Origin of the sequence: Bradyrhizobium sp. WBOS07 (assembly GCF_024585165.1) — a bacterium.
GTDB lineage: Bacteria > Pseudomonadota > Alphaproteobacteria > Rhizobiales > Xanthobacteraceae > Bradyrhizobium > Bradyrhizobium japonicum_B.
Genome location: NZ_CP029008.1, coordinates 5,658,243 through 5,680,923, shown reverse-complemented (window position 1 = coordinate 5,680,923; position 22,681 = coordinate 5,658,243). Strand labels below are relative to the sequence as shown.

The following is a 22,681-nucleotide window of genomic DNA, read 5'->3' as shown; positions in this document are numbered from 1 at the left end:
ACATGCGGGCGATCTGGCTGGGGCGGGAGGGATCGAACCTCCGAATGGCGGAATCAAAATCCGCTGCCTTACCGCTTGGCTACGCCCCATCAGGCGACCGAGGAACGGGGGAAGAACCGGCCCCGCAGATTCCCCTCGGTCGAAGCCGGTCTATAGGGAGAGGCGCGGCATTTCAACCGCCTGGAGGGTCAAAATACCACACCGATCCGCCATGCCTCACTCCATTATGGAGAACCCGGAGGATCCGGCGGACACCCGGCCGTCCTTGCGGGCATTGAGACCGCCCCCGTTTCGTGAGAATACGGCGCCAATATTTGTCCACGGGAGTGAGCCATGACCTACCGCGCGCCGATCAATGACATGCTGCTGTCGCTCAACCATGGCGCCGGCCTCAAGGCGGCCGTGGAGGCCGGCCATTACGGCGATTTCGACGCGGACATCGCCGCGGCGGTGCTGGAGGAGGCCGGCAAGTTCGCAACCGACGTGCTGGCGCCGCTCAACAAGGTGGGCGACGAGCACGGCATCAAGCTCGACGACGGCAAGGTCACGACCGCGCCGGGCTGGCCGGACGCCTACAAGCGCTGGACCGAAGGCGGTTGGAACGCGGTGTCCGGCCCCGAAGATTTCGGCGGCCAGGGACTGCCGATCGCGATCAACGCCGCCTGCACCGAGATCTGGAGCGCGGCCAACGTCGCCTTCGGCCTCTGCCCGCTGCTGACAGCCTCGGCGATCGAGGCGCTGGACGCGCATGGCAGCGACGAGCTGAAGAAGATCTATCTGGAGAAGCTCGTTTCCGGCGAATGGACCGGCACGATGCAGCTGACCGAGCCGCAGGCCGGCTCCGACGTGGGCGCGCTGCGCACCCGTGCCGAGAAGCAGGCCGACGGCACCTATCGGATCAAGGGGACGAAGATCTTCATCACCTATGGCGAACACGACATGACCGACAACATCGTGCATTTCGTGCTGGCCCGCCTGCCCGATGCGCCCGCCGGCACCAAGGGTATCTCGCTGTTCCTGGTGCCCAAATTCATGGTCAATGCCGACGGCTCGCTCGGCGCACGCAACGACATCTTTGCCAGCGGCGTCGAGCACAAGCTCGGCATGCATGCCTCCCCCACCTGCACCATGACCATGGGCGATCACGGCGGCGCCATCGGCTTCCTGATCGGCGAAGAGAACCAGGGCATGCGCTGCATGTTCACCATGATGAACCAGGCCCGCCTCGGCGTCGGCCTCGAGGGCGTCGGCGTTGCCGACCGCGCCTATCAGCAGGCGCTGTCGTATGCCCAGGAGCGCAAGCAGGGCCGCGCGGTCGGCAGCAAGACCGACGGATCGGATGCGATCTTCGTTCATCCCGACGTCAAGCGCATGCTGATGCGGATGCGGGCGCAGACGGCCGCCGCGCGCACCATCTGCTATGCGACCGCGGTCGCGATCGACGTCTCGACCCGCGCCAAGGACCCGAAGGTGCGCACTGAAGCCGCCGCGCGCGCGGCGCTGCTGACGCCGATGGCCAAGGCCTATTCCACCGACATCGGCAACGAGGTCGCCTATCTCGGCGTGCAGATCCATGGCGGCATGGGCTTCATCGAGGAGACCGGCGCAGCGCAGCACTATCGCGACGCCCGCATCACCGCGATCTACGAGGGCACCAACGGCATCCAGGCGATCGACCTCGTCACGCGCAAGTTAGCTGCCAATGGCGGTGCCTCGGTGTGGGCGCTGCTCGACGAGCTCGCGGCAACCGTCAAGAAGGTCGAGGCCTCCAACGATCCCGCTTTCGGCACCACAGGAGCGAAATTGCGCGAGGCACTGGAGGCGCTGACGCGCACCAGCAAGTGGCTGCTGGAGCGCGTCACGTCGGCACCGAACGATGCGCTCGCCGGCGCGACGCCCTACTTGCAGCAGTTCGGCGCCACGCTCGGCGGCTGCCTGCTCGCGTCCGAAGCGCTCGCCGCCAAGGCCGATGGCAACACCGACGCGGCGCGCTACGTCTCCCTCGCGCGCTTCTTCGCCGAGAATATCACCGTGCAGGCCGGCGCGCTCGAGCGCACGGTGACGGAGAGCGCGGAATCGGTCGCGGCGGCGGATGCGGTGCTGCTGGGGTAGGTCGATTGACGTGTCCCGGACGCACTGCAATGCCTCGCTGGGCAGAGCCGGGACCAATGGCAGGGAAGAGATCGCGGCGACATGGGCCCCGGCTCTGCGGCGCACCGCTGAAGTAGCGCTGCGCTGCGTCTGGGGCACGAGGGGCAACCCGGCTCAAAGTTACGACGCCGCGGCCTCCGCCGCTCTTCTCAACGGAATCGCGAGCCCTCGGGAATGACGGCGAGAAACGTTCGTGAAATCTTCGCGCTGAACGCTTAATCTGGCTCCATGCGATACAAATCCATCTTCGCCGCACTCGCCCTCATCTGGACCCTCCCCGCCTCTGCCCAGACCGCAGCCCCGATCGAGCTACGCATCCTCGCGATCAACGATTTCCACGGCAATTTGCGGCCGCCGCCGGGCGGCATCCGCATCGGAGATCCCGAGGACAAGAGCAAGAAGGTGATGGTGGCGGCCGGCGGCGCCGAATATTTGGCGACGCTGGTCAAGCAGCTGCGCGAAGGTCACAAGAACACGATCTTCGTCGCCGCCGGCGATCTGATCGGTGCGAGCCCGTTCCTGTCGGCGATGTTTCACGACGAGCCCTCGATCGAATCGCTCTCGATGATGGGGCTGGCGATCACCTCCGTCGGCAATCACGAATTCGACGAGGGCACGACCGAGCTGCTCCGGATGCAGAACGGCGGCTGCCATCCGGTCGACGGCTGCCAGGGGCCGCATCCCTTCACCGGCGCCAAATTCCGCTATCTGGCGGCATCCACCATCGAGACCGCGACCGGCAACAGCGTGCTGCCGCCCTACGAGATCAGGGAATTCGACGGCATCCCCGTCGCCTTCATCGGGCTGACCTTGAAGGAGACCGCGGGCATCGTCTCGCCATCGGGCATCAAGGGGTTCGAATTCCGCGACGAGGCCGAGACGGTGAACGCGCTCGTGCCGCAGCTGAAGGCGCGCGGCGTCGAGGCCATCGTGGTGCTGATCCACCAGGGCGGCGAGCCCTCAGGCGACTACAACGAATGCCCCGCCATCACCGGGCCGATCGTCGACATCGTGAAGAAGTTCGACCGCGCCGTCGACGTCGTCGTCAGCGGTCATACGCACCGCGCCTATGTCTGCGATATCGACGGGCGGCTCGTCACCAGCGGCGACAAATACGGCACGCTGGTCACGGCGATCGACCTGAAGCTCGATCCTACGACACGCGACATCGTCAGCGCCACGGGCGAGAACGTCCTCGTCGCCAATGCTTCGCTGGCCAGGGATCCCGAGCAGACCGCATTGATCGACGCCTACGACAAGCTCTCCGCGCCGATCGCCAACCGGCCCGCCGGCTCGGTGACCCAGACGTTGTCGCGCGTGCCGAACGAGGCCGGCGAAAGCGCCCTCGGCGACATCATCGCCGACGCGCAATTGCTCGCAACCCGCGATGCCAAGGATGGCAGCGCTGTCATCGCGCTGACCAATCCCGGCGGCATCCGCACCGACATCGTGCCGAAGGAGAACGGCGCGATTTCCTTCGGCGATGTCTTCGCCAGCCAGCCGTTCCGCAACCGCCTCGTGACGATCACGCTGACCGGCAGCCAGCTCAAGGACATGCTGGAGCAGCAATGGCTCGACCCAAAGCGGCCGCGGATCCTCCAGGTCTCGAACGGATTCAGCTATGCCTGGGATGCGTCGAAGCCATTCGGCGAGCGCGTGATCCCCGAGAGGATGACGCTCAACGGCGGGCCGATCGAGCCCGGCAGCGGCTACCGGGTCACGCTCAATGATTACCTTGCCGTCGGGGGCGACGGTTTTACCGTCGCCCAACAGGGCACGTCGCCGCAATATGGCGGTTACGACGCCGATGCGCTGTTCGCGTTCTTCCGGGCGCACGGGCCGATCGGTCCGCTGCCGCCGACCCGCATCTTGCGCGTGAATTGATCCGGATCAAACGGCCGGGCCCGGACGCCCCTTTGCCATTGCCGCCCAAGCGCCTAGATTGGGTTTTGCATTGCGTTTTGGCGCCGGATGCGCCAAGCGACGACGAAAGCCCGTATCTTGTGAGGCCGACCTGATGAGCACGCTTCTCCTTTCCCACAAGGCCTGCCTCGACCATGTCACCCCGCCGGGACACCCTGAGAGGCCGGATCGCCTGCGTGCGGTGGAGGAAGCGCTGTCGCATGAGCGCTTCCAGTTCCTGGCGCGCGATCAGGCTCCGGAAGGCGATCTCGATCTCGTCACGCTCTGCCACAACGAGCACTACGTCACCGAGCTGCGTCACATCGCGCCGGCCAGCGGACAGGTCTATATCGACGGCGACACGTCGATGTCGCCGGGCACGTGGGAAGCGGTGATGCGCGGCGTCGGCGGTGCGGTTGCGGCGACCGAAGCGGTGATGGCGGGCGAGCATCGCAACGCCTTCGTCGCGGTGCGTCCGCCCGGGCATCACGCCGAGATCGGCAAGCCGATGGGCTTCTGCTTCTTCGATAATGTCGCGATCGCCGCGCGCCATGCGCAGCGCAAGTACGGCATCAAGCGCGCCGCCATCGTCGATTTCGACGTGCATCACGGCAACGGCACGCAGGACATCTTCTGGTCGGACCCGACGGTGATGTACTGCTCGACGCACCAGATGCCGCTGTTTCCCGGCACCGGCGCCAAGAGCGAACGCGGTGACCACGACACCATCGTCAATGCGCCGCTTGCCTCCGAGGACGGCGGGCCGGAATTTCGCTCCGCGTTCGAGAACTTGATCCTGCCGCAGCTCGAAAAATTCAGCCCCGAGCTGCTCGTCATCTCCGCCGGCTTCGACGCGCATTACCGCGATCCGCTGGCCTCGCTGAACCTGCGCGCGGAGGATTATGCCTGGGTGACGCGCAAGCTGATGGATCTCGCCGACAAGACCGCCGGTGGGCGTGTTGTCTCGGTGCTCGAGGGCGGCTATGACCTGCAGGGATTGAAAGAATCTGTTACGGCGCATGTCGGCGCCCTGATGGGCGCCTGAAAGCACTCGCCACATTAAGCCCGCAAAACCCGCCTTCACTGTGGGCCATGCGAATCGGGCAATCGGAAACGGATATGGCCGAAAACACCCAAGTCGACGTCTCCAGGCTCTCCTTCGAACGCGCGATCGAGGAACTCGAGACGATCGTGAAGCGGCTCGAGGATGGCAAGGTGCCGCTCGAGGAATCCGTGACGATCTACGAGCGTGGCGAGGCGCTGAAGCGCCGCTGCGAGGAGCTGCTGCGCCAGGCCGAGGCGCGGGTCGACAAGATCACCACCGATGCCACGGGCCAAGCCTCCGGCACGGCGCCGCTCGACGTTCAATAGGCCGGGCCCACTGTCCATTTCTGACCACGCCCGGTGAATGTCTTCGCTGGGCTGCCATGTCCTTATATCGCACGCGGCGTGCCCGCGACGGATCCGGTTCCATGACAGTGGGCCGGGAAGTCCGGCTCCGAACGGTTCCCTGGGTGAGAAAGCTCCCAACCGCGAGAAAAAGCCTGACAAGAGACCGGGCACATCTGGAACCCGGCCTTCCGCGCCACGGTTAACCACTCTGGCCCGCCAGTTGCACCTGCATACCCCTAATCGGTCCGGCGGGTTGGCTTTGGCCTCAGCTTTGGTGTAAAGCTGCGCGGAGTGTGGCTTTTTGCAAGCCTTGCGTGGGCACCGATTACCGACGACAAGGGCTTCAAACTGCTAATGAAATTGGCTTGGGACGGACGAAGCCGATCTAAGTGACAGGGATCACAGAGACTGAACCGGAGCGCACTTAAGCTTACCTAAGCTTGAAGACGGGGCTTTGCCCCATGCAGGTGGCTCCGACGGTTAGGACTCGCGCTGCGCCGATATTGTGCAAACCCATCGCGCACCGGAATGACCTTCCGGCGCTGACAAATTGGAAATCGCCGTGAACGCATACAGTAAAACGCCGCTTCTCGACACCATCCGGACGCCGGAAGACCTGCGCAAGCTCAAGGTCGAGCAGGTTCGCCAGGTTGCCGACGAGCTGCGGCAGGAGACCATCGATGCCGTCTCCGTGACCGGCGGTCACTTCGGCGCGGGCCTCGGCGTGGTCGAGCTCACCACCGCGATCCATTACGTCTTCGACACGCCGCGCGACCGGCTGATCTGGGACGTCGGCCACCAGGCCTATCCGCACAAGATCCTCACCGGCCGGCGCGACCGCATCCGCACCCTGCGCACCGGCGGCGGTCTGTCCGGCTTCACCAAGCGCAGCGAGAGCGATTACGATCCGTTCGGCGCCGCGCATTCCTCGACCTCGATCTCCGCCGGCCTCGGCATGGCGGTGGCGCGCGACCTCTCCGGCGGCAAGAACAACGTCATAGCCGTGATCGGTGACGGCGCGATGTCAGCCGGCATGGCCTACGAGGCCATGAACAATGCGGGTGCGATGAACTCGCGCCTGATCGTCATTCTCAACGACAATGACATGTCGATCGCGCCGCCGGTCGGCGCCATGAGCGCCTATCTGTCGCGCCTCTACTCCGGCAAGACCTATCGCACGCTGCGCGATGCGGCCAAGCAGATCAACAAGCGCCTGCCCAAGATCATCGCCAACCGCGCCAACCGCGTCGAGGAATATTCCCGCGGCTTCATGATGGACGGCGGCACGCTGTTCGAGGAGCTCGGCTTCTACTATGTCGGCCCGATTGACGGCCACAATCTTGACCACCTGCTGCCCGTGCTGAAGAACGTCCGCGACATGGAGACCGGCCCGATCCTGGTCCACGTCGTGACGCAGAAGGGCAAGGGCTACGGCCCGGCGGAAGCGTCCGCCGACAAGTACCACGCCGTCGTCAAGTTCGACGTCGCCACCGGCACCCAGGCAAAAGCCAAGCCGAACGCGCCGGCCTACCAGAACGTGTTCGGCCAGAGCCTGGTCAAGGAAGCCCAGAAGGACGACAAGATCGTCGCCATCACCGCGGCGATGCCGTCGGGCACCGGCGTCGACATCTTCAACAAGGCCTTCCCGGACCGCACCTTCGACGTCGGCATCGCCGAGCAGCACGCGGTGACGTTTGCCGCGGGTCTCGCCACCGAAGGCTACAAGCCGTTCTGCGCGATCTACTCGACCTTCCTGCAGCGCGGCTACGACCAGATCGTGCACGACGTCGCGATCCAGAGCCTGCCCGTCCGCTTCGCCATCGACCGCGCCGGTCTCGTCGGCGCCGACGGCGCGACGCATGCCGGCTCGTTCGACAACGCCTATCTCGGCTGCCTGCCCAACATGGTGATCATGGCGGCGGCCGATGAGGCCGAGCTCGTCCACATGGTGGCGACCCAGGTGGCGATCAACGACCGTCCGAGCTCGCTGCGCTATCCGCGCGGCGAAGGCCGCGGCATCGAGATGCCCGAGGTCGGCATTCCGCTCGAGATCGGCAAGGGTCGCATGATCCGCCAGGGCAGCAAGATCGCCCTGCTCTCCTTCGGCACGCGCCTCGCCGAATGCGAGAAGGCCGCCGACGAGCTCGCCGCTCACGGCCTGTCCACCACGATCGCGGACGCGCGCTTCATGAAGCCGCTCGACACCGAGCTGGTGCTCAAGCTCGCCCGTGACCACGAGATCCTGATCACGATCGAGGAAGGCTCGGTCGGCGGCTTCGGCTCGCATGTCGCGCAATTCCTGACCGACCAGGGCGTGCTCGACAGCGGCATGGTCAAGTTCCGCTCGATGGTGCTGCCCGACGTGTTCCAGGATCACGACACGCCCGCCGCGATGTACGCCCGCGCCGGCCTCGACGCCAAGGGCATCGTCGCCAAGGTGTTCGAAGCGCTCGGCAAGGACGTCAAGGCCGAGACGGTCAAGCTGGCCTGAGCTGGTTAACCTCTCCCGCTTGCGGGAGAGGTCGACGCGAAGCGTCGGGTGAGGGCTCTATCCTCTGGGAGATTGTCCCGGTGCGGAGACAACCCTCTCCCCAGCCCTCCCCCGCAGGCGGGGGAGGGAGCACACCGCCCACTGTGGCTTGCGCCCTGCCCAAATTTCCGGTTCTGACGCCATGAAAATCTATCTGGCAGGTCCCGACGTGTTCCTGCCGGATGCCATCGAGATCGGCCGTCGCAAGGTCGATGTCTGCGCTGCGCACGGCCTCACCGGCCTCTATCCCCTCGACAACGCCATCGACCTCACCGCACCCGATGCCTCCAGGCAGATCTTCTGCGGCAACGAGGCGATGATGGACGCGGCCGACGCCATCATTGCCAACCTCACCCCGTTCCGCGGCGCCGGCGCCGATCCCGGCACCGTCTATGAGCTCGGCTACATGGCCGGCCGCGGCAAGTTGTGCCTCGCTTATTCCAATGACAGCGCCGCCTATGCCGACCGCCTCAGCCGCTTCATGGACGTCACGTCCGAGGACGGGCGGCTGATCGACGCGCAGGGCCTGACCGTCGAGGATTTCGGCCTCGTCGATAATCTCATGATGATCCACGCGCTGGAGCTGCATGGCTGCCCGCTGGTGACGCCGGCCGCGGCGCCCATCGACGTCTGGCACGATCTGGGCGCGTTCGAGGCTTGCGTCCGGATGGCGGCCGCGCGATTGATCGCTACATAAGCCTTTCAGTCGCCTCCGGAGATTCGATGTCCCCTGCCCGCAAGCGCGCGGATGTGTTGCTGGTCGAGCGCGGCCTGTTCGAGAGCCGGGCGCGGGCGCGCGCGGCGATCGAGGCCGGCCTCGTCAGGGCCGATGACAAGCAGGTCGCCAAGCCGTCGGAGACCATCGCCGAGGACGCCGTGATCCAGGCCGAGCCCGCGCACCCCTACGTCTCCCGCGGCGGCGTCAAGCTCGCCGGCGCGCTGGAACGTTATCCCATCGAGATCGAGGACCATGTCTGCCTCGATGTCGGGGCGTCCACCGGCGGTTTCACCGAGGTGCTGCTGGCGAACGGCGCCAGCCTGGTGTTCGCGATCGATGTCGGCACCAGCCAGCTGCATCCCTCGTTGCGCGATCATCCCAAGATCGTGTCGATGGAGGAGACCGACATCCGCAGCTACGAGGGCAAGCGCCTGCCGGCGCGGCCCGATGTCGTCGTCATCGATGTCAGCTTCATCTCGCTCAAGACGGTGCTGCCGGTGGCGCTGTCCCTCGCCGCCGCGCCGATGAGCCTGCTGGCGCTGATCAAGCCGCAATTCGAGGCTGACAGGAAGCACAACAAGAAGGGCATCGTCCGCGACGCCGCCGTGCACCAGGCGATCTGCGACGACATCGCGGCCTTCGCCGCCTCGCTCGGCTGCACCGACATCGAGGTATTCCCCTCCTCGATCGCGGGCGGTGACGGCAACGCCGAATTCTTCCTGGGCGCGCGCCGTGGTTGAGCGTCTGACCATCGATCATGTCGGCCATCGCGGCGACGGCGTCTGCCTCACCACCGGCGATGCCATCTACGTGCCCTATACGCTCGGTGGCGAAACCGTCGAGGTCGATCACGTCGTGGGCCACCATCCCGATCGCCGCAAGCTGCTCGCGGTCGATGTCGCAAGCCCCGAGCGCATCGAACCGTTCTGCCCGCATTTCGGCGTCTGCGGCGGCTGCGCGATCCAGCATTGGGCGGCAGAGCCCTATCAGGCCTGGAAGCGCGGCATCGTGGTGGAGACGCTGGCGCAGGCCGGCATCGAGTGCGAGGTCGCGCCGCTGGTCGACGCCCATGGCGCCGGCCGCCGGCGCATCACGTTGCACGGCCGTTTCGGCACGCATGATGTTCTCAAGGTCGGTTTCTCGGCGACGAGCTCGCACGACGTCATCCCGATCGATCGCTGCCCGATCCTCGACCCCGCGCTCGACGGCGCGCTCGATGCCGCCTGGGCGCTCGCCGAACCGCTGACGTCGAAGATGCCGGTGACCAAGCCGCTCGACATCCAGGTTACCGCCACCGCCAACGGCCTCGATGTCGACGTGCGCGGCTCCGGGCCGCTGCCGACGCCGCTGGTCACGGCGCTGTCGCGCGTCGCCGAGCAGCACCGCCTGGCGCGCCTGACGCGGCACGGCGAGCTGGTGCTGCAGCGCCTGCCGCCGACGGTGAAGATGGGCCGCGCCGAGGTGACGCTGCCGCCGGGCTCGTTCCTGCAGGCGACGGTGGCGGGCGAAGAGACGCTCGCCGCGCTCATCACTGAGCGCATCGGCAAGGCCAAGGACGTTCTCGACCTCTTCTGCGGCGTCGGCCCGTTCGCGCTACGGCTCGCCGAGAAGGCGCGCATCACCGCGTACGACAACGACGCCGGCGCCGTCGCAGCGCTGGCGAAAGCGGCGCGCACACCGGGACTGAAGCCGATCAGGTGCGAGCCGCGCGACCTGTTCCGCCGTCCGCTGGTGCCGCCCGAGCTGCGCGACTTCGAGGCCGTGGTGTTCGACCCGCCGCGCCAGGGCGCACAGGCGCAGGCCCTGAAGCTCGCCGCAAGCAAGGTGCCGATCGTGGTCGCCGTGTCCTGCAACGTCGCAACCTTTGCCCGCGACGCCCGGCTGCTGATCGACGGCGGTTACCGGCTGGAGGCAGTGGTGCCGGTCGATCAATTCCGCCACACGCCGCATGTGGAGCTGGTGGCGCGCTTCACGCGCTGACCTCGGCGCCCGGTCTTGATTCCGGTCAATCGTTGCAGCGCGTTGGGTGCTAAAAGCGCGTTTGCGCCAGGAGGCGCGATATGGGATGCGGAGCGGACGTTCGTGCTTGACCGACGACAGTTCACCGCAGCCGCGCTGGGAATGTCCGCGGCTGCGATCGGCGGCGTCCCTGCCACTGGAGCGGCGATGACCTACGACGGGGCGGTCACGGCGTCTCGGGCTGCGCTGCGGGCCGTGCCGCGGGATCGCGAGCTCGTGCGCGTTGCCACCCTCGCGGCCAACAGCCACAACACTCAGCCGTGGGTCTTCTCCGCCCGCGGCGACGAAATCACGATTGCACCGGATTTTTCGCGCCGCTGTGCGGCCGTGGATCCGGACGACCATCACCTCTTCGTCAGTCTCGGCTGCGCCGCCGAAAACCTCATCCTCGCGGCGTCCGCGCTGGGCTGGCGCGCCAATCCAGTCATCGACGGCGAGCGGATCGTGATCGCGCTCGAGCAAGCCCCGCCGGACGCATCGACGTTGGCATCCGCGATTCCGGCCAGGCAATGCACCCGCGCGGCGTTCGATGGCAGGCCCGCCACGCCCGAGACCTTGCGCCGGCTCGAGAGCGCCTGTCGCGAACCCGGTGTCACCGCCCTTCTGATGACCGAGCGCGCCGCGATCGCCGGGGTCACCGATTACGTGCTCGAAGGCAACTCGGCGCAAATGCGCGACAAGGCCTTCATGCGCGAGCTCGTGAGCTGGATTCGCTTCAACGAGGCGGAGGCGCTCGCGACCATGGACGGGTTGTTCGCACCCGCCTCGGGAAATCCCTCCCTGCCATCGTGGCTGGCACGGCCGCTTCTGAGGCTCTTCTTCACCGAGAGCGGGGAGAACAAGAAATACCGCGACCAGCTCGCCACCTCGGCGGGCGTCGTGGTGCTCGCGGCCGAGCGCAGCGACAAACCGCACTGGATCGCGGTCGGCCGCGCCTGCCAGCGCTTCGGTTTGCAGGCGACCGCGCTGGGGCTCAAATATTCCTTCGTCAACCAGCCGGTCGAGGTCGCGGCGCTGAGGCAGCAATTTGCAGCCTCGCTCGGGCTCGGCGAACGGCGCTGCGATATCGTCATGCGTTTCGGAACCGGCCCGGATCTGCCGAAATCGCTGCGGCGTCCGCCGGAACAGGTGATGCGGCCGCAAAGCGCGATGCGATGAACATGAATCGCCATCGCGCTTTAGCCTTGTTGTTTAAGCATGATCTTTTCGGAAAACCGCTGCGCACTTTTCCGGATCATGCCTTAACGGCGCAAACCGCTCAGCGCCGGCGACTCGCCCGGCAGCATGTTCGATCTGATATCGCTGTCCATGCGGCCCGAATCCTGCTGCATGAAACCGGCGCCGAACGACAGGCTGAGATTGGAGGTCGGCTTGAATTCGACGCCAGCAAATGCGCCGGTGCCGGGTGCCGCGCCAGATGTCAGCGGCGCAACCGAGCTGCCGATGCCGTTGCCATATTTCAGCGTGTCGAAACCGGCAAAGAACGTCACGGGCATGCCGCCCATGGTCTTGGTGTTGTAACCGAACTGCGTGCTGTCATATGAGAGTGCGCTGAAATTGCCGGCAAGACCGCTCTGACCGAGGCCGGTCTGACCGAGGCCGGTCTGACTGAGGCCGCTCCAATTCAGGTTGCCGCGCTGACTGCCGACGAAAAAACCAGTCGTCGCGCTGCTGCGCCAATCCGGATCGCCGGAATTGAAGCTGGTGGAACTGCCATAAATATCGGAACTCTGGCCGGCGTTACCGCCGAGGCCGAAAGGCCCGCCGGGAATCCAATATCTCAGCGGCGCGACTTGGGCGTGAACCGGCGATGCGGTCAGGCAAAGCACAGCGATCAGGGCTGCAATCACGGATGAAGGGGCAAATCTGGACATTGAAGCTACCGGCAAGGCTTTTGCAGATCATACTCTCCTGACATCACCAATGCCAGCGCAGCGGCCGCGCCAACGTGACGGCCGGGCCCCCCATGACCGAACCTGATGCCGCACGTTCCCCTGCTCGCGCGCGGCAGGACGCCGAACATCCGCTGCAGACGATTCCAGATCTTGTGGAGCCGTCCGATGAAGTCTGGCGGTTGATCGCTGCGAGGCTGCTCGCACAGGACTGCGCGATCTTGCGCCAGCTCACGGGGCCATTGAAGGCGCTGACGCAGCCCGATGGACCGGGGTCGTGAAGCTATGCGGTCTTGTCCACGGAGGACGATGAATCAGCCGGCGGATATTTCGTCACCGGCACCATGAAGGACTTCGTGCCGACCTGGTAGATGACTTCGCCGTTCTGTCCGTCATCGGTCGCGATCTGCGTCTGCCCGAACATGATGACGTTCTTGTAGACGTAGCCGGTGCCCTGCCGGGTGACGCCATCGGTGGTGACGCTGACCTCGGCCTCCTTGCCATTGACGGACAGCACCTTGAAGCTCGCGCTCTTGCCGTTGGCGCTGGAATAGCCGCCCCAGCTTCCCATGAGGCGGCTGTCGGAGGCCGGGGGGGCCTGCTTCTCGAGATTGGCGGTCTGCTTGCCAACTCCCCCGAACGAGAACAGCATCACCATGTTCTTGCCGTCCTTGGTGCCGACCGTGACGCCGCCGAAGGTGATGAGCGTGCCCTGAACCTCGCCGAAGCCGCGCTCGGTGCGTCCGTTGTGGGTGTACTCGACCTGCGCCCGGGCGCCGCGGATGTTGACGACCTTGAAGCCGACGGGCTGGTTGTTGCCCACCCAATTGCCCTTCCAATCACCGAGCAGAGCGCTCTGGCGATACAGCCGCTCGTTGGCGGGCGAAATCTGGCTGGTGCTCGATGTGACGATAGCCATTGGATTGCTCGGAGACGGGCCTCACAAACCCACTTTCGTTCGCTGCGGCAATGTCAGGATGCCGACTGGAAATGAACGGAAACCATGTGATTAGGGCCACGCTCCGGTTAACGAGGCGTTAAGCTCGCGCATCGGCCAAGCGGGAAAGCTCTCAGCCGGGGGACTTCAGCGGCCCCAGCGGTCCGACCAGATCTTCTCGCCGATCAGGCAATTGACGCGCGGCTCCCTGTCGGCGACCCGCATCACGGGACGCTCCGGCGTGCGGCCGGCGACCTCCATCAGCAGCTTGGTGCGGATCGCCTCCTTGAACTTGTCGCGGTCCTTGATCGTGATGACGAAGGAGCCGGGGCCGCCGATGACGCAGTCCTCGTAGTAGAAATCGAGATTGTCGATATCCATGGTCGAATAGGACGGCTCCTTGATCATGATCGGCAGGCCGTTGATGACGATGCCCTTCTCGAGCGCGGCATCGCGTGCCACCGTGACAGGACCGCCGTTGTTGTTGGGACCGTCGCCGGAAATGTCGATGACGCGGCGCAGGCCCCGATAGGGGTCTTCGTCGAACAGCGGCATGGCAAAGTTGATCGCGCCCGAGATCGAGGTGCGCGAAGCACGCCGGATCGGCGTCTTCATGATCTCGGCGGCGACCGCATCCGCCGTCTCGGGACCGTCGACCAGCCGCCAGGGGATGATGATCTTCTGGTCGCTGGAGGCGGCCCACTCGAAATAGGTCACCGCGATCCGGCCGTTCGGGCCGAGCTTCAGCGCCTGGAGGAACTCCTTCGACTGGATCGCCTGCGCATAGCCCTCGCGCTGGATCGCGAGCTCGTCCATGTCCATCGAGTAGGACACGTCGACCGCGAGGACCAGCTCGACGTCGACCGTCTGCGCGTCTCTGTCGGCCGCGGGCCGCTGCAGCTGTTTCTTGGACGGTTCGAATTTTGGTCCTGGTGCCGCGACGCCCGCGACGTCCCCTCCGGCAAACATGCCGGCCACCAGCACAGCCCCGATCGAGAACAGCAACCGCATCGCAGTCTCCCGTCGTATGACGTGATGGTGACATGCAATCGCCTTGCCGCAAAGCGCGAAGATCGCTTGCGCTTCACTTTCGAGTTAGGAATCTGCGGCTCGGGCGGACGCGCGCTCTGCGCAATGCCGCCCCCGTGTTGCCGCGCTCGCGCCGCTGGAACACGCTCGTGCGCTTCGCACCATCAGGCTCATGATGCGCGAAGCGGGAGCGACGAGCACGGGGACACAGTTCCCCGCCCACTTGTCCGAAGCGATTTCCGTGCTAGGTTGGCCACACAGATGGGGATGGAGTCCCCCGACAACCGCCCGGCGGTCGATCACCGTGTGGGCTGATGACTCCTGCTTGAGGAGGGGCAATCTTGAGCCTCTGCCTTCGGCGGGAGCATGGACAGACCCGCCGGCGGCGGGTTTTTTGTTGTCTGGTGCAAGGCCAGGAGAAGGCGAAGACGTGACGACGACGACACCGAATGCTGCACGTAGCGGGCTGCCGAGAGGAATCTGGGTGCTCGGCTTCGTCTCGATGCTGATGGATATCTCCTCCGAGATGATCCACGCGCTGCTGCCGGTCTATCTCGTCACCGTGCTCGGCGCTTCGACGCTGACCGTCGGCTTCATCGAGGGCATTGCGGAGGCGACCGCCTCGATCACGAAGATCTTTTCCGGCGCGCTGTCGGACTGGCTCGGCCGCCGCAAGCTGCTGGCCGCGCTCGGCTATGGCCTCGCCGCCCTGACCAAGCCGCTGTTCCCGCTCGCGCCCAGCGTCGGATGGCTGGTGGCCGCGCGCTTCGTCGATCGCATCGGCAAGGGGATTCGCGGCGCGCCGCGCGATGCGCTCATTGCCGACATCGCGCCGATCGGTTTGCGCGGCGCGAGCTTCGGGCTGCGGCAATCGCTCGACACCACCGGAGCCTTCCTCGGGCCGCTGATTGCTGTCGCGCTGATGTGGTGGACGGCGGACAATTTCACGATCGTGTTCTGGGTGGCGGTGCTGCCGGCCTTTCTGTCGTTTGGACTGATCACCTTCGGCGTGAATGAGCCGGACCCGGATCCGAGCCGGGAGCTTGTGAAGAATCCGCTTAATCTCGCCGCCATGCGGCAGCTTGGTGCGGTGTACTGGCGCGTCGTCGCGGTCGGGATTGTCTTCACGCTCGCGCGCTTCAGTGAGGCATTCCTGATCCTGCGCGCGCAGAACATTGGCTTGGACGTGATGTGGGTGCCGGCGGTGCTGGTGCTGATGAACATCGTCTACGCCCTGTCGGCTTATCCGGCCGGCGTGCTCTCGGACCGGATCAACCGGACCGGCCTGCTCGCGCTCGGGCTCGTCGTCCTGGCCGGTGCCGATCTTGCGCTTGCGCTGCTGCCGACCCTTTCGGGCCTCGCACTCGGCGTCGCGCTGTGGGGGTTGCATATGGGACTGACGCAGGGCCTGCTCTCGGCCATGGTCGCCGATGCCGCCCCGCCAAGCCTGCGCGGCACCGCGTTCGGCTATTTCAACCTGTTCACCGGCCTTGCCCTGCTGGCCGCGAGCGTGATCGCGGGCGCGCTGTGGGACGCCTATGGCCCGGCCGGAACGTTCCTTGCGGGGCTCGGCTTCGCGCTGCTTGCGCTTCTGGGGCTGCTTGCCATCGGCAACGGGCTGGCGGCGCGGGACGACTAATGCAGGTCACAAACCAGGGAACGAGACCTTGAACATCCAATACATTCTCGCGGTCGCCGCCGGCGGAGCGCTCGGTGCGGTCGTGCGCTATCTGATGTCCATCGGTGCAGGCCGCGCGTTCGGCACCGACTTTCCCTGGGGAACCCTCATCATCAACGTGACGGGATCATTCCTGATCGGCATTCTCACCGCGCTGTTCGCGACGAAATGGAACCTGCCGCAGGCCGCCCGGATATTTTTGACGGTGGGCATCTGTGGTGGATACACGACGTTCTCGACGTTCTCTCTCGATGCCTGGTATCTGATCGAGCGTGGCCAGACCGCCGCTTCGGCCGCCTACATGATCGCATCGGTGGTGCTGTCGGTGGGCGCGCTGATCGCGGCGTTGCATGTTGTTCGCGCGCTTCCCTGAAGCGAGGTCCGCACGATCCGTGCATCCCTGCCCATCGGCGGCGGCATGAGCAACCGCCCCGGCCATCTTGGAGGAGCCCGGGTGTCTGCCATATGATGAGACGGCTGGAGCTCATCAGGGCCGGGGTTTCTGGAAACGATGAACGACGCCGTTACCAAGCCGAAAACCAGGACGAGGACCAAGGTCGAGCGGCCGAAGCTGCACAAGGTCATCCTGATCAACGACGACTACACGCCGCGCGATTTCGTCACCATGGTGCTGAAGGCCGAATTCCGCATGACGGAGGATCAGGCCTACAAGGTGATGATCACCGCCCACAAGCTCGGCGCCTGCGTGGTCGCCGTGTTCACCAAGGACGTCGCCGAGACCAAGGCGACGCGTGCCACCGACGCCGGCCGCGCCAAGGGCTACCCATTGCTGTTCACGACCGAGCCGGAGGAATAGCAGCTCGATCGGCCAGCGCCGGCGTCTCGTCCGCCAGCCCGTACACGCGCTGCGCCTTGGAAAATCCCGCGATCGGAAACTCGCCGAGCTCGCGCCAGTCGTGGCGGCAATTATTGGCAAAGCCTTCCGAGGCCACGATGGTGCGGCCGAGCCGGCTCGCGATCTTCTCCAGCCGCGCGGCGAGATTGACGGCGGGGCCAATGCAGGTGAAGTCGAGGCGGTTGCCGCCGCCGATATTGCCATAGAGGATGTTGCCGACGTGGAGCGCGAGGCCGAAGCGGAAACGTTCGACGACCTCGCCGACCGGAATGGCGAGCGCCTCCACACTGGCGCGGGAGTCGCGCGCCGCCTCCAGCACCTGCGTGCAGACATGCGCGGCATCGCCGACATATTCGTCGATCGGAAACACAGCGAGCAGGCCGTCGCCCATGAACTTCAAGACCTCGCCGCCATGGGCGAGGATGGCGTTGACCTGGCAATCGAAATAGCCGTTGAGGATCTCGACCACGGTCTCGGCCGGCAGCCGGTCCGACAGCGCGGTGAATCCGCGCAGATCCGAGAGCCAGATGGCCGCCTGCATGGTGTCGGTGTGACCGCGGCGGATCTGGCCGCCGAGGATGCGCGCGCCGGCGCGGTTGCCGACATAGGTATCGAGCAGCATCTCGGCGGTGCGGCGCTGGCTGATGATCTCGCTGACGCGCGCCAGCGGCGCGATGATGGCCCGGATCGCCGCGATGTGGTCGTCGCTGAAGCCGCCGGGATGCCGCGTCACCCAGCTCGTCGCATGGACCGAGCCGTCGAGGAACGGCATTGGCACCGCAATATAGTCGGTCGCCCCCTCGGCGAGCATGTCGTCGAGAAACGGAAAGCGCTTATCGTCGGGATCGGTCGCGCGCCCTCTGACCTCCAGCGCCTGCTCGAACACGATGCGGAGCGGGCTGCGGGCGAATATGGGCGAGTCCAGGACATCGAAGGCGACGCTGCCGATTTCGACCTCCTGCCCTTGCCGCCAGATGAAGTTGCGGCCGAAGACTTCGGGATGCAGCGTGCGGATGAAGATGCCGAACCGCCACACCGGCAGGCCGGCTGCGACCAGACTTTCACAGAATTCGGTGATCATCTCGACCGGCTCAACCGACCGGGGGCCGTTGATCAGCCAGTTGCGGACGCGCTGGAGCTCGGAACTGTCCATAGCCCATTTGCGGATCAAGTGGCGGGCCCGTCAAGCTGCGCGGTGGGCTAGCACGGCAACATCAACGTCCCACCTGCCCGCGATCGCGCAGGAAATGATCGGCCAGCACGCAGGCCATCATGGCCTCGCCGACGGGGACCGCGCGGATGCCGACGCAGGGATCGTGGCGGCCCTTCGTGAAGATCTCGGTGTCTGCGCCCTTGCGATCGACGGTCCGGCGCGGCTGCAGGATCGACGAGGTCGGCTTCACTGCGAAACGCACCACCACGGGCTGGCCCGTGGAGATTCCGCCCAGCACGCCGCCGGCATGATTGGACAGGAAGCGCGTGCCGTCATTGCCTGTGCGCATCTCGTCGGCGTTCTCCTCGCCGGTCAATTCCGCCGCACCAAAGCCAGCGCCGATCTCGACACCTTTCACCGCGTTGATGGTCATCATCGCACCCGCCAGATCGGAATCGAGCTTGGCATAGATCGGCGCGCCGAGACCTGCCGGCACGCCTTCGGCGACGATTTCGATCACCGCGCCGATCGAGGAGCCGCTCTTGCGGATGCCGTCGAGATAGGTCTCGAAGAACGCAGCCTTGTCCTTGTCCGGGCAGAAGAACGGATTGTTGGCGACCTCGTCCCAATCCCACTTCGCGCGGTCGATCTTGTGCGGCCCCATCTGCACCAGGGCGCCGCGCACCCTGACGTCGGGCAGCACTTTTCGCGCGATGGCGCCGGCGGCAACCCGCGTCGCGGTCTCGCGCGCGGAGGAGCGGCCGCCGCCGCGATAATCGCGCAGACCGTATTTGGCTTCGTAGGTGAAGTCGGCGTGGCCGGGGCGAAACTTGTCCTTGATCTCGGAATAGTCCTTCGAGCGCTGATCGGTGTTCTCGATCAGGAGCCCGATCGGCGTGCCCGTCGTCACCTGCACGCCGGTCTCCGGATGCGCCATCACGCCGGACAGGATCTTCACCTGGTCCGGCTCCTGACGCTGGGTGGTGAAGCGCGATTGGCCGGGACGGCGGCGGTCGAGGTCACCCTGGATGTCGGCCTCGGTGAGCGAGATCATGGGGGGGCAGCCGTCGACCACGCAGCCGATGGCCACCCCATGGCTCTCGCCGAAGGTGGTGACGCGGAACATGTGGCCGAAGGTGTTGAAGGACATGCCGGATTGCCGCTTAACGTTGACTCGCAACGCCGATGTTGAATGTCAACGTGACGTAACGCGATCTGGATGGGTGGTCAAATGCCCGCCGAATTCGTCATGGCCGGGCCTGTCCCGGCCATCCACGTCCCTACCCCGCCGGCGAGAAAGCGCCGTGGATGCCCGGGACAGGCCCGGGCATGACGGCGGGGGATATGGCCGCTCCTAACTGAACTTCTCCAGCCGTCCCTCACGGAACACGTAGACTGCCCCCTGCTCGATATAGAGCTCGGCGGCGCTGGCCGGCGTCTCCAGCCCCAAGCACACCATCAGGGCCCGGCAGGTCCCGCCATGGGCGACCGCGACGGTGTCACCCCGCAGTTGATCGTACCAGGCGCGCACGCGGACCTGGACATCGGCATAGGTCTCGCCGCCGGCGGGGCCCACGCTCCATTTGTCGGCGAGGCGCCTGGCGTAAATCTCGGGATCGGCCGCTTCGCTCTCGGCCAGCGTCAGCCCTTCCCAGCTGCCATAGCCGATCTCGCGCAGCCGATCGTCGAGCGCATAGTCGGCGACCGGCAGTTCGAGCTTGCCGCGCGCGAGCTCCATGGTCTGGCGCGCACGGCCGAGCGGGCTCGACACGTAAGGCAGCGCCGCCTTGTCGCGCCCCTCGCGCTTGAACAAGTCGGCGAGAATGCTGCCGGCCTGGACGGCTTGACCGCACCCCCGCGCGTTGAGCGGAATGTCCTTGGTGCCCTGAAGCCTGCCGAGCGCATTCCACTCGGTCTCGCCGTGGCGAAGATAGTAGATCGTGGGCACGGCCATTCCAGCCTGAAGATCAGTCCTTGCCGCCGAATGAAATGTCCGGCGCATCGGGCCTCTTCATGCCCAGCACGTGATAGCCGGAATCGACGTGATGCACCTCGCCGGTGACGCCGCGCGAGAGCTCGGAGAGCAGATACAACGCGCTGCCGCCGACGTCCTCGGTCGACACGTTGCGCCGCATCGGCGCGTTGGTCTCGTTCCACTTCAGGATATAGCGGAAGTCGCCGATGCCGGAGGCGGCGAGCGTCTTGATCGGACCTGCCGAGATCGCGTTGACGCGGATATTCTTCTCGCCGAGATCGGCGGCGAGATAGCGCACGCTGGCCTCCAGCGCCGCCTTCGCCACGCCCATCACGTTGTAATGCGGCATCCACTTCTCGGCGCCGTAATAGCTGAGCGTGATCAGCGAGCCGCCATCCGTCATCAGCTTCTCGGCGCGCTGCGCCACCGCCGTGAACGAGTAGCAGGAGATCAGCATCGACTTGGAGAAATTCTCCGCGGTGGTGTCGACGTAGCGGCCTTCGAGCTGCTCGCCATAGGCGATCGCGTGCACCAGGAAGTCGATCTTGCCCCACTTCTCCTTCAGCACCGCGAACGCCGCGTCGATGGTGGCGGCATCGGTGACGTCGCAATGGCCGAGCACGAGACCGCCGATCTCGGCGGCCAGCGGCTCGACGCGCTTCTTGAGCGCATCGCCCTGATAGGTGAAGGCGAGCTCGGCGCCGGCCGCGTGGCATGCCTTGGCGATACCCCAGGCGATCGAGCGGTTGTTGGCAAGGCCGAGGATCACCCCGCGCTTGCCCTGCATCAGACCTGAATTCTGCGCCATGTTGGAACGTCCCGTCGAACTCTTGCTGAGGTCTGGAGGTACACCAGCCCTCCCCTGCGGTACAGCCCTAATACGCCGCGTTAACGCTGTTTCGAGCCGCGGAATAGCCGTTCCGTTCGGGTGTTATGATCATCGAGGCGCTCGCGCCCGAGACCAGGACGTCAAGACCGCAATGAGTGCGTTTCGCCAGAGTGTGGAAGCCATGATCCCGGCGTTGCGCCGCTACGCCCGCGCGCTCACGCGCGACGCGGACGCGGCCGACGATCTGGTGCAGGACACGCTGGTGCGGGCCCTGCGCTCGGAGCGATTGTTTCTCGGCGGCGACGTCAGAAGCTGGCTCTACACGATCCTGACCAACCTCAACAAAAACCGGCGCCGCTCGCTGGCAAGGCGGCCGCAGTTCATGCAGCTGACGGAGAACAATCCCGATGCCAGCGGCACCGAAGCCGAAGGGCGCGACATCGAGAGGGCCCTGGCGACGCTCGTCGAGGAGCAGCGTTCGGTGCTGCTGCTGGTCATGCTGGAAGGCATGAGCTACCGCGAGGTCGCCGACATCCAGGGCGTGCCGATCGGCACCGTGATGTCGCGCCTCGCCCGTGCCCGCGCCCACGTCAAGGCCTCGCTGGAAGGCGAGCGCCCGACGCTCCGGCGGGTGAAATGATGGCGGGGTTGATGCATCGCGGATCGTCCGCCCGAAGCGTGCCGTCGCCGCGAGCAAAGTTGAACCTTGGACGACATTGTGGGCCACAGAGCCAGAGACGATCGAGATGAACGAGCGCAAGATCCCAGTGACCGAGGACGAACTGCACGCCTATGTCGACGGCGAGCTGCCGGCCGAGCGCCGCGCCGACGTCGAGGCCTGGCTGGCCGCCCATCCTGAGGAGGCCGAGCGGGTGCAGTCGTGGCGCGCCATGGCGGAGATGCTGCACGCCCGCTACGATTCCATCGCCCACGAGCCGGTGCCGGCACGGCTGGAGCTCGAGCGGCTGGAGCGCCGCCCGCGGCAATGGCTGTATGGCGCCGCCGCGGCTGTGCTGGTTGCCTTCGTCGCCGGCGGCACGGCCGGCTGGGTCGCGCATGGCGCCGCCAGCGCCCCCTCGACCTTCCAGAGCTTCACCGCGGACGCGCTCGACGCTCACCGCCTCTATGTCGTCGAGGTCCGCCATCCGGTCGAGGTCGGCGGCAACGAGCGCGACCACCTCCAGGCCTGGCTGACCCGGCGCTGCGGCTGGACCGTGTTCGCCCCAAACCTGGAGGCCAGCGGGCTGAAGCTGGTCGGCGGCCGGCTCTTGCCGGGGCCGAACGGGCCGGCGTCGTTCCTGATGTATGAGGGCGCCTCGGGCGAGCGCTACACGATCTACACCGCCAAGACCGAGAATGGTGCGACGCAAATGCGGTACGCCAGGACCGACAAGGACGGCGCGCTGTTCTGGGCCGAACGCGGCGTCGGCTACGTCGTCAGCGGCGGCGGCGATCGCGACCGGCTGACCAAGGTGGCGCAGGCGGTCTATGACCAGGCTGAGAAAAACGGCACGTAAACCACCGCTTGAGCACAGTGCCCAGATTCCGTCATTGAAAATTTGGAATCAAGACATCGGTGCGTCTCATTATCGCACCGAGTGTTCACGCGATTATGAGTGG

At 65.9% G+C, this 22,681-nt stretch carries 22 protein-coding genes, 1 tRNA gene and 1 riboswitch; of the genes, 15 read left to right on the top strand and 8 right to left on the bottom strand.

The features are described from left to right. Positions 1 to 14 precede the first annotated feature (14 nt). A tRNA-Gln gene (locus DCM79_RS27065) sits at positions 15 to 89 on the bottom strand. Positions 90 to 333: 244 nt separating this feature from the next. On the opposite strand from DCM79_RS27065, the gene DCM79_RS27060 reads away from it, so the two are divergent. The 9 genes from DCM79_RS27060 to DCM79_RS27020 all read left to right on the top strand — a co-directional run bounded on the left by DCM79_RS27060 (position 334) and on the right by DCM79_RS27020 (position 11,870). Continuing rightward, on the top strand, positions 334 to 2,112 hold the full coding sequence (locus DCM79_RS27060) for an acyl-CoA dehydrogenase (RefSeq protein ID WP_257177142.1): 1,779 nt from the start codon (positions 334 to 336) through the stop codon (positions 2,110 to 2,112). A 267-nt stretch (positions 2,113 to 2,379) separates the two neighbouring features. Further along, positions 2,380 to 4,035 (top strand): bifunctional UDP-sugar hydrolase/5'-nucleotidase, encoded by a 1,656-nt coding sequence (locus tag DCM79_RS27055; RefSeq protein WP_257177141.1) that lies wholly within the window; start codon positions 2,380 to 2,382, stop codon positions 4,033 to 4,035. 133 nt (positions 4,036 to 4,168) lie between these two features. Next, on the top strand, positions 4,169 to 5,098 hold the full coding sequence (locus tag DCM79_RS27050; RefSeq protein WP_257177140.1) for a histone deacetylase family protein: 930 nt from the start codon (positions 4,169 to 4,171) through the stop codon (positions 5,096 to 5,098). Between the two features lie 74 nt (positions 5,099 to 5,172). After that, positions 5,173 to 5,424 (top strand): exodeoxyribonuclease VII small subunit, encoded by a 252-nt coding sequence (locus DCM79_RS27045; protein WP_257177139.1) that lies wholly within the window; start codon positions 5,173 to 5,175, stop codon positions 5,422 to 5,424. A gap of 583 nt (positions 5,425 to 6,007) precedes the next feature. Next, complete coding sequence (gene dxs / locus DCM79_RS27040; protein ID WP_126256656.1) at positions 6,008 to 7,936, top strand: 1-deoxy-D-xylulose-5-phosphate synthase; 1,929 nt, start codon at positions 6,008 to 6,010, stop codon at positions 7,934 to 7,936. A 181-nt stretch (positions 7,937 to 8,117) separates the two neighbouring features. Then, positions 8,118 to 8,672, top strand: a complete 555-nt coding sequence (locus DCM79_RS27035) for a nucleoside 2-deoxyribosyltransferase (RefSeq protein ID WP_257177138.1) — start codon at positions 8,118 to 8,120, stop codon at positions 8,670 to 8,672. Positions 8,673 to 8,698: 26 nt separating this feature from the next. Then, positions 8,699 to 9,433 (top strand): TlyA family RNA methyltransferase, encoded by a 735-nt coding sequence (locus tag DCM79_RS27030; RefSeq protein ID WP_257177137.1) that lies wholly within the window; start codon positions 8,699 to 8,701, stop codon positions 9,431 to 9,433. Beyond that, positions 9,426 to 10,673, top strand: a complete 1,248-nt coding sequence (locus DCM79_RS27025) for a class I SAM-dependent RNA methyltransferase (protein ID WP_257177136.1) — start codon at positions 9,426 to 9,428, stop codon at positions 10,671 to 10,673. The genes DCM79_RS27030 and DCM79_RS27025 overlap by 8 nt, the downstream gene beginning before the upstream one ends. A gap of 141 nt (positions 10,674 to 10,814) precedes the next feature. Continuing rightward, entirely contained in the window at positions 10,815 to 11,870 is a 1,056-nt protein-coding gene (locus tag DCM79_RS27020; protein ID WP_373568126.1) for a Tat pathway signal protein, read from the top strand. A gap of 83 nt (positions 11,871 to 11,953) precedes the next feature. Here DCM79_RS27020 and DCM79_RS27015 read toward each other — a convergent pair whose 3' ends face one another. Next, the gene (locus tag DCM79_RS27015; RefSeq protein WP_257177134.1) at positions 11,954 to 12,586 is read right to left on the bottom strand and encodes a hypothetical protein; all 633 of its coding nucleotides are present in this window, start codon (positions 12,584 to 12,586) and stop codon (positions 11,954 to 11,956) included. Between the two features lie 92 nt (positions 12,587 to 12,678). Between DCM79_RS27015 and DCM79_RS27010 the strand changes: the two genes are divergently transcribed. Beyond that, the gene (locus DCM79_RS27010) at positions 12,679 to 12,885 is read left to right on the top strand and encodes a hypothetical protein (RefSeq protein ID WP_257177133.1); all 207 of its coding nucleotides are present in this window, start codon (positions 12,679 to 12,681) and stop codon (positions 12,883 to 12,885) included. A gap of 2 nt (positions 12,886 to 12,887) precedes the next feature. Here DCM79_RS27010 and DCM79_RS27005 read toward each other — a convergent pair whose 3' ends face one another. Together DCM79_RS27005 and DCM79_RS27000 are read right to left on the bottom strand one after the other, a co-directional pair. Further along, a complete protein-coding gene (locus DCM79_RS27005) occupies positions 12,888 to 13,523 on the bottom strand; it encodes a hypothetical protein (RefSeq protein WP_257177132.1) in 636 nt (211 codons plus the stop codon). A gap of 165 nt (positions 13,524 to 13,688) precedes the next feature. Then, positions 13,689 to 14,552, bottom strand: a complete 864-nt coding sequence (locus tag DCM79_RS27000) for a DUF1194 domain-containing protein (RefSeq protein ID WP_257177131.1) — start codon at positions 14,550 to 14,552, stop codon at positions 13,689 to 13,691. Between the two features lie 272 nt (positions 14,553 to 14,824). Next, positions 14,825 to 14,901, top strand: a riboswitch (Fluoride riboswitch). Between the two features lie 99 nt (positions 14,902 to 15,000). On the opposite strand from DCM79_RS27000, the gene DCM79_RS26995 reads away from it, so the two are divergent. The 3 genes from DCM79_RS26995 (at position 15,001) to clpS (ending at position 17,065) form a co-directional block, all read left to right on the top strand. Beyond that, positions 15,001 to 16,209: an MFS transporter gene (locus DCM79_RS26995; protein ID WP_257177130.1), complete on the top strand. Its 1,209-nt coding sequence runs from the start codon at positions 15,001 to 15,003 to the stop codon at positions 16,207 to 16,209. A gap of 28 nt (positions 16,210 to 16,237) precedes the next feature. Beyond that, a complete protein-coding gene (crcB, locus tag DCM79_RS26990) occupies positions 16,238 to 16,621 on the top strand; it encodes a fluoride efflux transporter CrcB (RefSeq protein ID WP_257177129.1) in 384 nt (127 codons plus the stop codon). Positions 16,622 to 16,759: 138 nt separating this feature from the next. Then, the gene (gene clpS / locus DCM79_RS26985) at positions 16,760 to 17,065 is read left to right on the top strand and encodes an ATP-dependent Clp protease adapter ClpS (protein ID WP_257177128.1); all 306 of its coding nucleotides are present in this window, start codon (positions 16,760 to 16,762) and stop codon (positions 17,063 to 17,065) included. Here the strand turns inward: clpS and DCM79_RS26980 are convergent. From DCM79_RS26980 to fabI, 4 genes are all read right to left on the bottom strand, one after another. After that, positions 17,043 to 18,257, bottom strand: coding sequence for an adenylate/guanylate cyclase domain-containing protein (locus DCM79_RS26980; protein WP_257177127.1), 1,215 nt, complete (start codon positions 18,255 to 18,257; stop codon positions 17,043 to 17,045). The two genes, clpS and DCM79_RS26980, sit on opposite strands and share 23 nt — an antisense overlap. Before the next feature lie 61 nt (positions 18,258 to 18,318). Further along, positions 18,319 to 19,407, bottom strand: coding sequence for a chorismate synthase (aroC, locus tag DCM79_RS26975; RefSeq protein WP_257177126.1), 1,089 nt, complete (start codon positions 19,405 to 19,407; stop codon positions 18,319 to 18,321). Between the two features lie 204 nt (positions 19,408 to 19,611). Beyond that, positions 19,612 to 20,211, bottom strand: a complete 600-nt coding sequence (locus DCM79_RS26970) for a histidine phosphatase family protein (protein WP_257177125.1) — start codon at positions 20,209 to 20,211, stop codon at positions 19,612 to 19,614. 13 nt (positions 20,212 to 20,224) lie between these two features. Beyond that, on the bottom strand, positions 20,225 to 21,040 hold the full coding sequence (gene fabI / locus DCM79_RS26965) for an enoyl-ACP reductase FabI (protein ID WP_028135015.1): 816 nt from the start codon (positions 21,038 to 21,040) through the stop codon (positions 20,225 to 20,227). A gap of 172 nt (positions 21,041 to 21,212) precedes the next feature. Between fabI and DCM79_RS26960 the strand changes: the two genes are divergently transcribed. Beyond that, complete coding sequence (locus DCM79_RS26960; protein ID WP_028144186.1) at positions 21,213 to 21,701, top strand: RNA polymerase sigma factor; 489 nt, start codon at positions 21,213 to 21,215, stop codon at positions 21,699 to 21,701. Between the two features lie 106 nt (positions 21,702 to 21,807). After that, a complete protein-coding gene (locus tag DCM79_RS26955; protein WP_257177124.1) occupies positions 21,808 to 22,578 on the top strand; it encodes an anti-sigma factor in 771 nt (256 codons plus the stop codon). Positions 22,579 to 22,681: the final 103 nt, after the last annotated feature.